The 13,834-nt window shown below is 56.6% G+C and carries 13 protein-coding genes; 10 read left to right on the top strand and 3 right to left on the bottom strand.

Features of this window, described 5'->3' with window-relative positions; translation table 11 throughout:
• The first annotated feature begins 90 nt into the window (after nt 1-90).
• The 5 genes from INT32_RS10785 (at nt 91) to miaA (ending at nt 5,979) form a co-directional block, all read left to right on the top strand.
• Complete coding sequence (locus INT32_RS10785; RefSeq protein ID WP_193088739.1) at nt 91-996, top strand: AEC family transporter; 906 nt, start codon at nt 91-93, stop codon at nt 994-996.
• A gap of 98 nt (nt 997-1,094) precedes the next feature.
• On the top strand, nt 1,095-1,655 hold the full coding sequence (gene tsaE, locus INT32_RS10780) for a tRNA (adenosine(37)-N6)-threonylcarbamoyltransferase complex ATPase subunit type 1 TsaE (RefSeq protein ID WP_193088738.1): 561 nt from the start codon (nt 1,095-1,097) through the stop codon (nt 1,653-1,655).
• Nucleotides 1,607-2,938, top strand: a complete 1,332-nt coding sequence (locus INT32_RS10775; protein ID WP_193088737.1) for an N-acetylmuramoyl-L-alanine amidase — start codon at nt 1,607-1,609, stop codon at nt 2,936-2,938. Before tsaE ends, INT32_RS10775 begins: the two co-directional genes overlap by 49 nt.
• Nucleotides 2,939-3,121: 183 nt before the next feature.
• A complete protein-coding gene (gene mutL, locus INT32_RS10770) occupies nt 3,122-5,050 on the top strand; it encodes a DNA mismatch repair endonuclease MutL (protein ID WP_193088736.1) in 1,929 nt (642 codons plus the stop codon).
• Entirely contained in the window at nt 5,005-5,979 is a 975-nt protein-coding gene (gene miaA / locus INT32_RS10765) for a tRNA (adenosine(37)-N6)-dimethylallyltransferase MiaA (RefSeq protein ID WP_193088735.1), read from the top strand. The genes mutL and miaA overlap by 46 nt, the downstream gene beginning before the upstream one ends.
• A gap of 51 nt (nt 5,980-6,030) precedes the next feature.
• Here miaA and purM read toward each other — a convergent pair whose 3' ends face one another.
• Nucleotides 6,031-7,080 (bottom strand): phosphoribosylformylglycinamidine cyclo-ligase, encoded by a 1,050-nt coding sequence (purM, locus tag INT32_RS10760; RefSeq protein ID WP_193088734.1) that lies wholly within the window; start codon nt 7,078-7,080, stop codon nt 6,031-6,033.
• Nucleotides 7,081-7,140: 60 nt separating this feature from the next.
• Between purM and INT32_RS10755 the strand changes: the two genes are divergently transcribed.
• From INT32_RS10755 to folK, 5 genes are read left to right on the top strand one after another with little or no spacing between them, the layout of a single operon-like run.
• Complete coding sequence (locus INT32_RS10755; protein ID WP_193088733.1) at nt 7,141-8,205, top strand: AI-2E family transporter; 1,065 nt, start codon at nt 7,141-7,143, stop codon at nt 8,203-8,205.
• A complete protein-coding gene (gene hda / locus INT32_RS10750; protein ID WP_193088732.1) occupies nt 8,202-8,876 on the top strand; it encodes a DnaA regulatory inactivator Hda in 675 nt (224 codons plus the stop codon). The genes INT32_RS10755 and hda overlap by 4 nt, the downstream gene beginning before the upstream one ends.
• Nucleotides 8,877-8,894: 18 nt before the next feature.
• Complete coding sequence (locus tag INT32_RS10745) at nt 8,895-9,575, top strand: HAD family phosphatase (RefSeq protein ID WP_193088731.1); 681 nt, start codon at nt 8,895-8,897, stop codon at nt 9,573-9,575.
• A 23-nt stretch (nt 9,576-9,598) separates the two neighbouring features.
• Entirely contained in the window at nt 9,599-11,008 is a 1,410-nt protein-coding gene (gene pcnB / locus INT32_RS10740) for a polynucleotide adenylyltransferase PcnB (protein WP_193088730.1), read from the top strand.
• A gap of 4 nt (nt 11,009-11,012) precedes the next feature.
• Nucleotides 11,013-11,507 carry a 2-amino-4-hydroxy-6-hydroxymethyldihydropteridine diphosphokinase gene (gene folK / locus INT32_RS10735; protein WP_193088729.1) on the top strand — a complete coding sequence of 165 codons (495 nt, stop codon included), beginning with the start codon at nt 11,013-11,015 and terminating at the stop codon, nt 11,505-11,507.
• Between the two features lie 373 nt (nt 11,508-11,880).
• On the opposite strand, the gene INT32_RS10730 is transcribed toward folK, so the two are convergent.
• Together INT32_RS10730 and INT32_RS10725 are read right to left on the bottom strand one after the other, a co-directional pair.
• Nucleotides 11,881-12,852, bottom strand: a complete 972-nt coding sequence (locus INT32_RS10730) for a peptide ABC transporter ATP-binding protein (protein ID WP_193088728.1) — start codon at nt 12,850-12,852, stop codon at nt 11,881-11,883.
• The gene (locus INT32_RS10725; RefSeq protein WP_193088727.1) at nt 12,849-13,829 is read right to left on the bottom strand and encodes an ABC transporter ATP-binding protein; all 981 of its coding nucleotides are present in this window, start codon (nt 13,827-13,829) and stop codon (nt 12,849-12,851) included. Before INT32_RS10725 ends, INT32_RS10730 begins: the two co-directional genes overlap by 4 nt.
• Nucleotides 13,830-13,834 lie beyond the last annotated feature (5 nt).

Here is a 13,834-nt window from a genome sequence, read left to right as displayed (position 1 = left end):
AACAAAAAATGATAATGGCAAACCGCCGCTGCTTTCTGAACTATGATCTGATTCTAGCCTAATTTCTGCCTATCCAAATACGATTTTCCTATGCATATTGCCCTGCTCGTTATCCCAGACTGTCTCATTGTCGCGCTGGGCTGGGTCCTGCTTCACAAACTGAAGTTCTCCCGCGAATTTTTCACCAATACCGAAAAACTCGTTTACTACATCCTGTTTCCGGCCCTGCTTGTTCAGTCTATCGCCTTCACGCCTATTTCCGCCAGCTCCGCAGGCCGTCTGCTTGCCGTGTCGATTCTGCTGTGCCTTGCCGGCTACCTGGCTGCGTGGCTGGCCCGCCCCCTCCTGAAGCCACGTCCGATAGCGCTGGCTTCGCTGGCCCAATGCGCCTATCGTTTCAACACCTATATTGGATTTTCACTGGCGGCCGCTCTGGCTGGCAGCCAAGGACAGGCCATTATGGCGGTGCTGGTGGGATTTTCGGTACCGATTGCCAATGTACTGGCTGTAAAGTCGCTCGCCCGCTTTCAAGGTTCCAATGTGTGGCTGGAAATTCTGAAAAACCCATTGGTTCTGGCTACGCTGGCTGGTCTATTGCTCAATTTTTCAGGTATCGGATTGGAAAACACCGTAAACATGACCTTATCCAAACTGGGCAATAGCGCCATTCCGCTGGGGCTGCTGTGCGTGGGCGCCAGTCTGTCTCTGGCTGGCGGCAACCAGGACCGCGCCGTCATTTCCTGGGTTCTGGGTATCCGGCTGCTGGCCATGCCGGTATTTGCGCTGATACTGGCGTTCATGCTGGCCCTGTCCCCGCTGGAAACCAATATACTCGTTCTGTTTGCCGCATTGCCGCCCGCCTCGGCCGCCTATATTCTGGCCGCCCGCATGGGCGGCGACGGGCGCTGTGTCGCGACCGCCATTTCCATCGGGACTGTGTTTTCAGTCATTACGATTCCCTTCTGGCTGTTCGTCGGGCAAAAATTGGTAAATTAGCCACGGATTGCCAATTAATTTCCATTAAATTTTAGGTAGTTCCGATGGATTTCTTATAATTTACATTATGTTTCTTTTCCCGGAACGGCCCAATTTCCATGTCCAACTTGCAAACATCCCCTCTTGAGCCCCTGGCAAGCACCTCTCTATATCTGCCCGATGAAGCGGCGACCGAGCACCTCGCAAAGGCCCTTTCAGAGATTCTTTCTCATTACTTTTCAAATAGTTACGATAAAAAACCGGGCACAGAAAAAAACGCAAAAGTGTATCTGAAAGGCGACCTGGGCGCTGGCAAAACGACCTTTGTTCGTCATTTTCTGAGGGCCATGGGTATCAAGGGACGAATTAAGAGTCCCACCTATACTTTGCTTGAAACCTATAAAGTTTCTAGTTTATACTTGTATCACTTTGATTTTTATAGATTTACCGATACCGAAGAATGGCATGAAGCCGGTTTTCGTGAGAATCTAGGTGAAGACGCAATTGTATTTATAGAGTGGGCAGATAAAGCAGGACCCGGGTTGCCAACACCCGATCTTGAGCTGCACCTGATATACGAATCGGCTGGAAGAACGGCACAATTTAACGCTTTTTCGGAAAAGGGCAAGACATGGATAACAAAGCTCATTCACAGGAAAATGCCAACAGGCGACCAATAACCCGTCGGCGCATTCTGGGCGCGTCCGCCACACTGCTGTCCCTTCCCGTCATCTCCAAAGTTGCATCTGCTGCCGGCGGACAGATTCTGGCCGTACGTACCTGGCCTGCCGACGAATATACCCGGGTTACGCTGGAACTGAACGCACCACTGCAGGCCGAGCATTTCATGCTGGGCAATCCCAATCGACTGGTGGTGGACATTCAGGGTCTGACCATCAGCCAGGCGCTCAATTCGCTGATTTCCAAAATTCGCCCCAATGACCCCTATATTGCCACTGTGCGTGTGGCACAGAACCGCGCGGATGTGGTGCGCCTGGTCTTCGACCTGAAACAGGACATTGCCCCGCAGGTGTTCACGCTGAAACCGGTAGGCGACTACCAGTACCGGCTTGTACTGGATCTGTATCCCAAAATCGCCAAGGATCCGATCCTGGCACTGGCCAGAGATCTGGAAAATGATCCATTGGCACAGGTATTGGACAATCTGGCCCAGAATAGCAGTAACGCGCCGGTACCTTCGGTCAGCGGCCAGGTCAACCCTGCCACGGCCGGCCGCCAACCATCCCGCGCCAATCCGAATCGTCCGATACTGGTGGCCATTGACCCCGGCCACGGCGGCGAAGATCCTGGCGCTGTCGGCATGCGTGGCACACGCGAAAAAGATATTGTCCTGGCCATCGGACGCCAGTTGCGCGATGTCATCAATTCACAGCCCAATATGCGGGCTTACATGACGCGCGAGTCTGACTTTTTCGTGCCGCTGCATGTTCGGGTGCAAAAAGCGCGTCGGGTCAAGGCAGATCTGTTCGTGTCGATTCATGCCGATGCGTTCACCAATCGCTCTGCGCGCGGTACCTCGGTATTTGCCCTGTCCCGCAACGGCGCCTCGAGTGCTGCCGCCCGCTGGCTGGCCAAAAAAGAAAATGCATCCGATCTGATCGGCGGCCTGGATATTGGCGCACATGACCGCCAGACAGCCAGTGTGCTGCTGGACATGTCCACCACCGCGCAAATCAATGATTCCCTGAAAATCGGCCACCGCGTGCTGGGTTCGCTGGCGCGAATCAACGGCATTCACAGTCGCAAGGTGGAACAGGCGGGGTTTGCCGTGCTCAAGGCGCCGGATATCCCTTCCATTCTGGTGGAGACGGCTTTTATCAGCAACCCGCAAGAGGAAAATTTCCTGCGTAGTCCGGCCAACCAGCGCCAGATCGCCAAGGCCATTTTCTCCGGCGTTAATGATTATTTCTCCACCAACCCGCCACTGGCCAGGGTTGGCTGATGCCGCCAAACGGGTTCCTCAGGGAAACCGGCACCCCTTTGCCTACATAACGCCTTCGTCTTCGGAGGCGTTATTGCTTGCGGCATCGCCAGACAACTGATCCGCCATGCCCCGACTTGCGTGTACGGCAATCGTCAAACACGCTAAAATGAAAAATTGCCCGTCACTCTTTACGCTGCCTCCATGTCCGACCGCCGCCATATCGCTCCCCTGCCCGACACGCTGATTAGCCAGATCGCGGCCGGAGAGGTCATTGAACGTCCGGCCTCTGTTCTCAAGGAACTGCTGGAGAACGCATTGGACGCAGGCGCCCGCAGTATTGAAATCAGGCTCGACGGCGGCGGCATTCGCCGCATTTGCATTACCGATGACGGCCATGGCATTCCCCAGGAAGAACTGGCGCTCGCAGTAACCCGTCATGCGACCAGTAAGATCAACAGCCTGGGAGACCTGGAGTCGGTCAGCTCCATGGGGTTTCGTGGTGAAGCCCTGGCCTCCATTGCCTCGGTGGCTCGCCTGACCCTCACATCCCGCACCGAAAACGACGATCATGCCTGGCAGATTGATGGGACTGCGCTGCAGATCAGCCCGGCGGCTGGCAGCACAGGAACAACCATTGATGTGCGCCAGCTTTTTGACGCCGTTCCGGCCCGTCGCAAGTTTCTGAAATCCGAACCCACCGAACTGGGCCACTGCCTGACTGTCGCCGAGCGCATTGCCTTGGCCAACCCGGCCATCGCCTTTCGCCTGTTTCATAATGGCAAAGCCTACAAACAGTGGATGCCGGTCGATTTATTGCAACGCATCCGGGATGTGCTGGGCAATGAATTTACTCAAGCCGGGCTGCCCGTAGACGCCCAATTGCCCACTGCCGGGTTGCGCGGCTTGATCACGCTGCCCAACGCTGCGCGTGCCCGCGCCGACCGTCAGTATCTGTATGTGAATGGTCGCTTTGTACGCGATCGCACCGTCACGCACGCCGTACGCACCGCCTATGCCGATGTCCTGCATGGCGACCGGCAGCCTGCCTATGTGCTGTTCCTGGATATTGATCCCACTGCGGTCGACGTGAACGTACACCCAGCCAAGCATGAGGTGCGCTTTCGGGACAGCGGCGCCATTCATCGCTTTGTGGGACAGGTGCTCACCCAGGCCCTGGCAGGTGTCGGCGGCGAAGCGACCGCAGCCAATGCCCTGCCTGCCAGAATGCCAGCCGGCCTGGAACCGGCCGAACAGGCTACCTATATACAGGATTCAGATAATGGTCGCGCCAGCGACGGTGCAGATGGCAGGCAGACAGTCCGTATCACCCCCGGCTATCAATCCTCCCTGCATTTGCACAGCGCCTCACCCCAATCAACGCAGCACTGGAAACAGTTCTACTCGCCACTGGAATCCGCGCCGCAACACCTGAACGAACCACAACACAATCTTGCCACGCCCGGGGCAGCAACCGTCTTTAATCCCGCAGCCAATGGAGTCGCCAGCGCCGGCATTGGCCTGCCTGACACCGGCGATGAGGCGGACCCCTATCCGCTGGGCATGGCGCTGGGACAACTTCATGGCATATATATTCTGGCCCAGAATGCCCGGGGACTGATCCTGGTCGATATGCATGCCGCACATGAGCGTGTGGTCTATGAACGCCTGAAGACGCTGCTCGACCAGCAGGCATTGCCTCAGCAGGAACTGCTGGTTCCATATGTGATTCATTGTTCCGAGCGCGATATCGCCGTGATGGAAAGCCATAAGGAACAGCTGGTCACGCTCGGCCTGACCATCAGCGCCACCGGCCCGCAGTCGCTGGCCGTGCGGTCGGTGCCCAGCCTGCTGGCTGGCGGTGACATTGAATCGCTGGTTCTCAATGTCCTGAAAGAACTGGAGATGGTGGGCCACTCCGAACAGCTTACCGGTCAGCGCAATGAACTGCTCTCGACCATGGCTTGCCACGGTTCGGTGCGTGCCAATCGCCGCCTGACTGTTGAAGAAATGAATGCCCTGCTGCGCCAGATGGAGCATACGGAACGGGCCAACCAATGCAATCACGGCCGCCCGACCTGGTTTCAATGGAGCATGAACGACCTGGATCGTCTGTTCATGCGCGGCCAGTGACGCAGCCGGTATTCTGCCTGGCCGGCCCTACCGCATCAGGCAAGAGCGCCAGCGTGCTGGCGCTGGCCCGGCGCTGGCCGATCGAAATCATTAATGTCGATTCAGCCACCATCTATATCGGCATGGATATTGGCACTGCCAAGCCCACGCCGCAGGAACAGGCAACAACACCCCAGCACCTGCTGGATATCCGGGATCCGACCGAATCGTATAGTGCCGCGCAATTTGTACAGGATACCCAACTGCTGATCGATCAGATACGCGCACGCGGTTGCATACCCGTGCTGGCTGGCGGCACCATGATGTACTTCAATGCGCTGCGCCAGGGCTTGCATGCACTGCCGCAGGCCGATCCGAACATCCGCGCCGATATTGAGCAAATGGCAAAGCAGCATGGCTGGCCGCACGTGCATGCGCTTTTGCAGCGCCATGATCCGGTCACGGCGGCCCGGCTTGCCCCCAATGACCGACAGCGAATCCAGCGCATGCTTGAAGTCTGCCTGATTACCGGCCAACCGTATTCTTCGCTGATAGCGGCTGAAGGCGAACGCGCTGGTACTGATACGTTTCATATGGTGAGCCTGGAGCCTTCGGAGCGCCTGCAGTTGCACGATCGCATTGCCCTGCGTTTTGACCAGATGCTTGATCAGGGGCTGGTGGGAGAAGTGGAGCAGCTGTGGCGCCGGGGGGATCTGCATGAGAATTTACCCGCGATACGCTGCGTCGGTTATCGCCAGATCTGGCAACATCTTGCCGGCCACGACAGCCTGAAGCACGCGCGGGAAAAAGCCATTGCCGCCACCAGGCAACTTGCCAAGCGGCAGCTCACATGGTTGCGCAGCATGCCCGACCGTCAGGTCATCGATTGCCTGCAGGCAGACGTTGCGAGCCGCGTTATCGAGGCCGCCGCCACTGTCATGCCACGGTAAAAGCCCAACCGCCAAGCAAGATACCCACCGGGCCCGCCGGCCCGCAGCACATCAGACCACCACAGCCTGGGGCATGCCGTCTTCCTGGCGCACGATCTGTCCGAGATCGAAGACGGTTTCGCCCTGTTCCTGCAGGGTCGCGGCAATAGCCGCAGCCTGATCGGCGGCAACCACGATAACCATGCCGATACCGCAATTGAATACGCGATGCATTTCGGTGTCGGCAACCTGTCCTTCCTGCTGCAGCCACTGGAACAGGGGCGGTAACGTCCAGGCGGACTTGTCAATACGCGCGCTCAGGCCTTCCTGCAAGATACGCGGAACGTTGTCAAGCAGCCCCCCACCGGTAATATGCGCCAAGCCCTTGATCGCGGTGCCATGCTGGGCCAGCGCTGCCAGCACCTGTTTTACATAGATGCGGGTGGGCGCCATGACCACGTCAATCAGTGGCTGGCCGTGGAAATCATCGTCCGGACGGGCGCCGGCGCGCTCCAGAATCTTGCGAATGAGCGAAAAACCATTGGAATGCGCGCCGCTTGAGGCCAGGCCAAGAATACGATCGCCTTCACCAATACTTTTACCATTGATAATGGCCGATTTATCGACTGCGCCAACCGCAAAACCGGCCAGATCATATTCGCCGTCGGGGTACATGCCAGGCATTTCAGCCGTTTCACCGCCGATCAGGGCGCAACCGGACAACTCGCAGCCTTTGGCAATACCACCCACCACCTGGGCTGCGGTGTCGACCGACAATTTGCCACAAGCGAAATAATCCAGGAAAAACAGCGGTTCCGCGCCCTGCACCAGGATATCGTTAACGCTCATGGCCACCAGGTCTATGCCCACGGTACTATGGCGGTTCCACTCAAAGGCCAGGCGCAGTTTGGTGCCAACACCGTCGGTTCCGGAAACCAGCACCGGCTCGCGAAATTTCTTCGGTACTTCAAACAAAGCCCCAAAACCGCCGATACCTGCCATGACGCCCTCGCGCATGGTTTTGGCCGCCAGCGGCTTGATCCGGTCAACCAGCGCATCCCCGGCGTCGATGTCTACCCCCGCATCTCGATACGTTAAGGAAGATTTGTTTGAATTTGTCATGAGCAAGCTGCCTAAATATGTAAAATGTCAATTAATCGAACAGGAAGGCCTTATTTTACGATGAACGAATATATTTTGCGCCGGAAACAGACCCTTCTCTGGTCAGGAGTCGGCCTGGTACTACTCGTTCTCCTGTATGTTCTGTCCCCGGTATTGACTCCATTCATGCTTGGCATGGCGCTGGCCTATATTCTGGTGCCCGGCGTGAACATGCTTGTCGCCCTCAAATTTCCTCGCTGGCTGGCCGTCGGCATCATGTTTTTTCTATTGTTTGCCATCATCCTGGGGGTACTGCTGATTGTCATCCCCCTTGTGCGCAAGGAAGTCGGGCTGGCTATTGAACAGTTGCCCGGCTGGGTTGCGCAATACAATATCAACCTGGCCCCCCGCCTGAACCATCTGTTTGGCGTATCGGCCGAAATTGACATCCTCAAGATCCGGGCGGTGCTGCAGGATGCCATTACCGGCACCGACAGTCTGACAACAACCATCATCACCTATGCCAAGTCCAGCGGATCGGCCGTCATTTTCTTTTTCGTGAACGTGCTGATCACGCCCGTGGTACTGGTTTATCTGCTGTTTGACTGGGACAAGTTCATCCAGTCGATCCGCGAAGTCATACCGCGACGCTATCTGGATGGTACCCTTAGCGTATTTCATGATATTGATCGCCTGTTGTCCAGCTTTTTGCGCGGCCAGATCCTGGTCATGCTGATCCTGGCCGTCTATTATAGTGTCGGCCTGTCGCTGGCCGGGTTCGAAAGTGCGATTCCGATCGGGGTATTGACCGGCATGCTGGTGTTCATCCCCTATCTTGGGGTGACTTTCGGCCTGTTGCTGGCCATTTTGTCGGCGCTGTTGCAGTTTGACAATTATTATGGCCTGATTTCCGTGGCCATCGTCTATGGGCTGGGGCAAATCCTGGAAGGCACGGTACTGACGCCCAAAATCATGGGCGAACGTATCGGCTTGCACCCGCTGGTCATTATTTTTGCACTGTTTGTCTTCGGACAGATTTTCGGTTTCTTCGGGGTGCTGATGGCCCTACCCATCAGTGCTGCCCTGTCGGTGCTGATCCGCCGTGTATACGGCCAGTATCGTCGCAGTGATTTTTATAAAACATGAAAGAACAACTTATCCTGGACGTCCTGCCGGTCGTACCTCCCCGTTTTGACAATTTCGTAACGGGTCGCAATGGCGAAACGGTCAGCCGCCTGCTTGCCGTTGCCGCCGGACAAAGCATCTATCTTTGGGGCGAACACGGCAGCGGCAAAACCCATTTGCTGCGCGCTGCCACGCGCCAGCACGGTCTCTACCTGAATACGGCGACCGATATCCTGCCGGACCCGGGCGAACCCGTCGCGCCAGGCAGCATAATAGCGGTGGACGATGTGCATAACCTGTCCGAGGCACAGGCGGCAGCCCTGTTCGGCCTGTTCAACCAGTGGAAGACCAGCCAGCATACGCCCGAGGCGTTTACCCTGCTGGCCAGCGGCCCGTGTGCCCCCCGCCAGCTGGAAATACGCGAAGATCTGCGCACGCGCCTTGCCTGGGACCTGGTTTATCGCCTTGAGACCCTGACCGACGATGAACGCCGCAGCGCGTTGCTGCAACGGGCATCAGACAAAGGTATCCCGCTCAGCGCCGAAGTCACCAACTGGATGTTCAACTATTACGCCCGTGATATGAGTGCCCTGTCATCGCTACTTGATGCCCTTGATCGCTATTCGCTTGCTGAAAAGCGATCAATCACCGTTCCCTTGTTAAAATCCTACCTTCAATCCAGACATTCCTGAAAAATACATTATTTGACTATGACGCAACGACTCGCCCTGTTTGACCTTGACCATACCCTGCTGCCAATCGATACTGATCGCCACTGGGTAGATTTTCTGGCCCGCAATGGCTGGGGCGGCGATCCTAAGGTCGTGCAGGCAAAAAACCATGAACTCATGGAAAAATACACGGCGGGTACGCTGAAAATAGAAGAATCGGTTGAATTCATGCTGAGTTTTCTGAACCTGCATACACCCTATGAGCTGGCGCGCTTTCACGAACAGTACATGCACGAAGTGGTCAGGCCCGCCATGCGCGACAAGGCGGTGGCCCTGGTTGCAAAACATCTGGAACAGGGCGACCTGTGTTGTCTGGTGTCGGCCACCAACGAATTCGTTATAGCGCCTGTTGCCCGCGCCTTTGGCATTCCGCATGTGATCGGTACGGTTCCGGAATACAAAAATGGCCGTTACACCGGCAAGGTCGTGGGTACGCCCAGTTATCAGAACGGCAAAATCGTCCGCGTCAATGAATGGCTGGGCAGCATGGGCCTGACGCTCGAGCACTTTACCGAAAGCTGGTTCTACAGCGACTCCCAGAACGATATCCCGCTGCTTGAAGCAGTGACCCATCCGGTTGCAACCAACCCGGTACCGCCGCTACGCGAACTGGCAAACAAAAAAGGCTGGCCGGTGCTGGATCTATTTCCTTTGCAATAACAGGGACCAACAAAAACAATCACATGATCAAAAATACCATTCGCACATTCGTCAGCCGGCTTTTTGCCGCGCCCGTCCTGAAAGATAAACACCGGGTCTACTCCCACGAGCACCACAAGATTGACCGACGCCTGGTCTCGCGCAACGCCATCAAGGTGTGCGAAGTACTGCAACAAAAGGGCTACGATGCATTTATTGTGGGCGGTGCAGTGCGCGACCTGGTCCTGGGCTACGAACCCAAGGATTTTGATGTTGCCACCAGTGCCACGCCCGAGGAAATCCGGCCGCTGTTCCGGCGGGCCCGCATCATTGGCAGGCGGTTCCAACTGGTGCACGTCGTCTTCGGCCAGGAAATTATCGAGACCTCCACATTCCGCGCCCCATCGCAGGGGGACCAGCACACCGATGCCGATGGCCGCATTCTCAATGACAATGTGTTCGGCACGCAGCAAGAAGATGCTGCCCGTCGCGACTTCACCCTCAACGCCCTGTATTACGATCCGGTCAAGGAAACCGTCATTGATTACCATAACGGCGTGGCTGATCTGAAAAATCATCTGGTGCGCATGATCGGCGACCCGGAAAAACGTTTTCGCGAAGATCCGGTGCGGATGTTGCGTGCAGTTCGCTTTGCCTCCAAACTGAACGGCACGATCGAACCGGCAACGCAAGCCCCGATTCGCACTCTGGCCGGACTGATCAAAAACGTGCCGGACTCGCGCCTGTTTGACGAGACGCTCAAACTGCTGACCTGTGGCAATGCCATCGTCGCGCTGGAGCAGCTGCGCAAGGAAGGGCTGCACGAAAATGTCCTGCCACTGATCGATCAGGTGCTCACGCAGCCAGGGGGCGAACAGTTCGTACAACTGACGCTGGAGCGAACCGATCATCGCGTCCGTGCCGGCAAATCGGTCAGCCCAAGCTTTCTGTTTGCAGCGCTACTGTGGCGACTGGTCGATATTAACTGGAAGAAAAACCTGGAGCGCAAGGAACATCCCATACCGGCGCTGAGCCAGGCTGCCGATCTGATCATCGACACGCACATCAGTAAAATGGCCATACAGCGTCGGCACACTGCGGACATGCGCGAAATCTGGTTTATGCAGCCACGTTTTGAACGTCGCATACCCAAACAAATCTGGCGCATGACGGAGCAACCGCGCTTTCGGGCTGCTTGTGATTTCCTGCAACTGCGTGCCGCCTGCAACGAATTTGACAGCGTGCTGGCGCAATGGTGGATGGATCTGGCCGACGCCCATCCTGGAGAGCGTACAGAAATGATTGAAGCCCTCACTGCCGAACAGCAGGCGGCCGGGCCGGCGAGCACCCCACGCAAGCGGCGCAAACGGCGCAGCAATGCCAGCAAAGGCAACGCGACCAGCGGCGATAGTCCCGCAGGCAGCGCAAGCTCAAGCCGTCCTGCGGCTTCATAGCCAGATGCACAATGCCTACATTGGCCTGGGGTCGAACCTGGGTGAAAGCGAAGACACACTGTATCGGGCCCTGGACGATATCGCCGCCCTGCCCCGTACTGTTTTGCATCAGGTTTCAGACCTGTACCGAACGGCCCCGGTAGATTCTTCGGGCCCGGACTACATCAACGCCGTGGCACGGCTGTCCACCGAGCTGTCTGCACCGGACTTGCTGCAGGCGCTGCAGACCATTGAACTGAGCCATGGCAGGGCACGCCCTTATCGCAATGCCCCACGCACACTGGACCTGGATATCCTCCTCTATGACGACCTCGTGCAGGACACCACGCAATTGACTTTGCCGCATCCTCGCATGCACCTGCGCGCTTTTGTGCTGCGCCCATTGCTGGATATTGCACCTGATATGGTGCTGCATGAACGGCCTATCAGCCAGTGGCTGGCTGAATGCGACGCGCAGCCGATAACCCTGTACCGCCGCTATGCAGACCGGCCCGGGTAACGAACAAGCAGTGTTGCACTCAAGCAATCAAGTACTCACGCATTCTGCAATCAAACAATCGAGCAGTCACGAAATTCCCTAATTATTTAATCCGATTCGTTGCTGCAGCAAGCCATAATGTACACATGTGCCGATGAATATCAGCGCTATCCGGACAAGCGACCTGCAATCAGGCCGTGACTGTGCGCCCATAACGCCGACACGATGGTGACCACTACAGCCACTGATTGCCACGCACCTTACCCGGACATGACCGCACAGCCGGCAGAGCCGGGTTCACCTTCTATCACGAACAAGAACGATACTGCCGGCTTGCCAGCACGTGTCATATCGCCAACGACCGCAGTGCCTTATGCAAACGACTGTGGACGCCTTATGCAAACTGCTCGGCCAGATGACAGGCAACTTGCCGACCGTGCACTTCACGCAATATGGGCTCTTGATCACTGCACCGTGCCACTGCATGCGGGCAACGCTTGTGGAAAGCGCAGCCCGAAGGAGGATTCAATGGCGACGGCAATTCGCCTTCAATCTTGATTTTCACGGTCCGTCGATCGGGGTAGATTGAAGGCGTTGCAGACAGCAGCGCCTGCGTGTATGGATGTAGTGGTTTTTCATACAGGGTCTGTTTCGGGCCGCTTTCTGCAATCCGTCCCAGATACATCACCATCACCTCGTCAGCGACATGCTCCACCACCGACAGATTATGGGAAATGAATACATATGATGTATGTAATTGATCCTGCAGATCAAGGAAAAGATTGAGCACCTGCGCCTGAATGGATACATCCAGTGCCGAGGTGGGTTCATCGGCCACGACGATACTGGGACGCAGCATCATCGCACGGGCAATGGCCACACGCTGGCGCTGACCCCCGGAAAACATATGCGGGTAACGATAATAATGCTCGGGCCGCAAGCCGACGCGCTGCATCATGTCACGTACGCGTTCCTTGCGTTCGGCTTCTTTCAGGCTGGTGTTGATGATCAGCGGCTCTTCCAGCTGATCGCCAATCTTGCGACGCGGATTGAGCGAGCCATAGGGATTCTGAAACACCATTTGCACCTTGCTGCGCAAGGCCTTGATCTGTGAATACGATCCGGCATCCACCTGATCCCCTTCCAGCCACAACGTCCCGGAGGTCGGTGCTTCAATCATGGTGATCTGCCGCGCCAGCGTCGATTTGCCACAGCCGGATTCGCCCACGACCGCCAGGGTTTTGCCACGCTGCAATGACAGCGATACGCCATTGAGCGCCTTGAGCGTGGCACGCGGTTTCATGAACCCTTGCGATACATCATAATGGCGGGTCAGGTTTTCTGTTTTCAATACAATATCATTCATGACTTGACTTCCTGCAAGGGAATCAGCGGTGTATGACAGCGTACCGCCCTGCCGCGATAGCTGATGAGTTCCGGACGTTCACGCACGCAACGCGCCTGAGCGATAGGACAACGCGGCGAGAGCAGACAGCCCGACGGGCGATCGTATTGTCCGGGCACAATGCCGGGAAGCGTAGACAAGCGCCGCGAACCACGACACGATTCGGGAATGGAGGCAATCAATGCCCGTGTGTATGGATGAGCCGGCTCGAAAAAGACGTCCCGCACAGCGCCGGTTTCGGCAACTTGCCCCGCATACATGACCACCACGCGCTGCGCGACTTCAGAGACGACAGCCAGGTCATGCGTGATCATGAGCAAGGCCATGCCGCGTTCTTTTTGCAAACGCAGCAGCAATTCCATGATTTGCGCCTGGATCGTCACGTCCAGCGCGGTGGTGGGCTCATCGGCAATCAACAGCCGCGGCTCACAGGCAATCGCCATGGCAATGGCCACACGCTGGCTCATCCCGCCGGACAACTGATGAGGATAAGCCGACAGGCGGCGTTCAGGATCGGGAATTTCCACTTCGCGCATCAGCTCAATGGCGCGCTGGCGGCGGGCCTTGCGATCAAGACCGATATGCACCTTGAGCACTTCCTCAATCTGAAAGCCAACGGTATAACTGGGATTTAACGCAGTCATCGGATCCTGAAAAATCATGGCGATATCCTTGCCGATGATCTTGCGCTTTTGTTTCGCAGTCAACGCAGACAATTCCTGTCCATCAAACAGCATCTGGTCCGCAGTCACGATACCCTGTCCGTCCAGCAAACCCATCATTGCCATCATGGATACCGACTTGCCCGAACCGGATTCGCCCACAATACCCAGCAGCTCGCCCTGATCCACATTCAGGTCAACCCCGTCGACAGCAAGAAAGGGTTTGTCTTTGGTGCCAAACCGCACGCACAGGTTACGGATGTTCAATAAACTCATTCGTG

The sequence above is a fragment of the Advenella sp. FME57 genome (assembly GCF_014897675.1).
Lineage (GTDB): Bacteria > Pseudomonadota > Gammaproteobacteria > Burkholderiales > Burkholderiaceae_B > Advenella.
The sequence above is the reverse complement of the archived record's forward strand: the minus strand, read 5'-3'. Positions and strand labels throughout refer to the sequence as shown.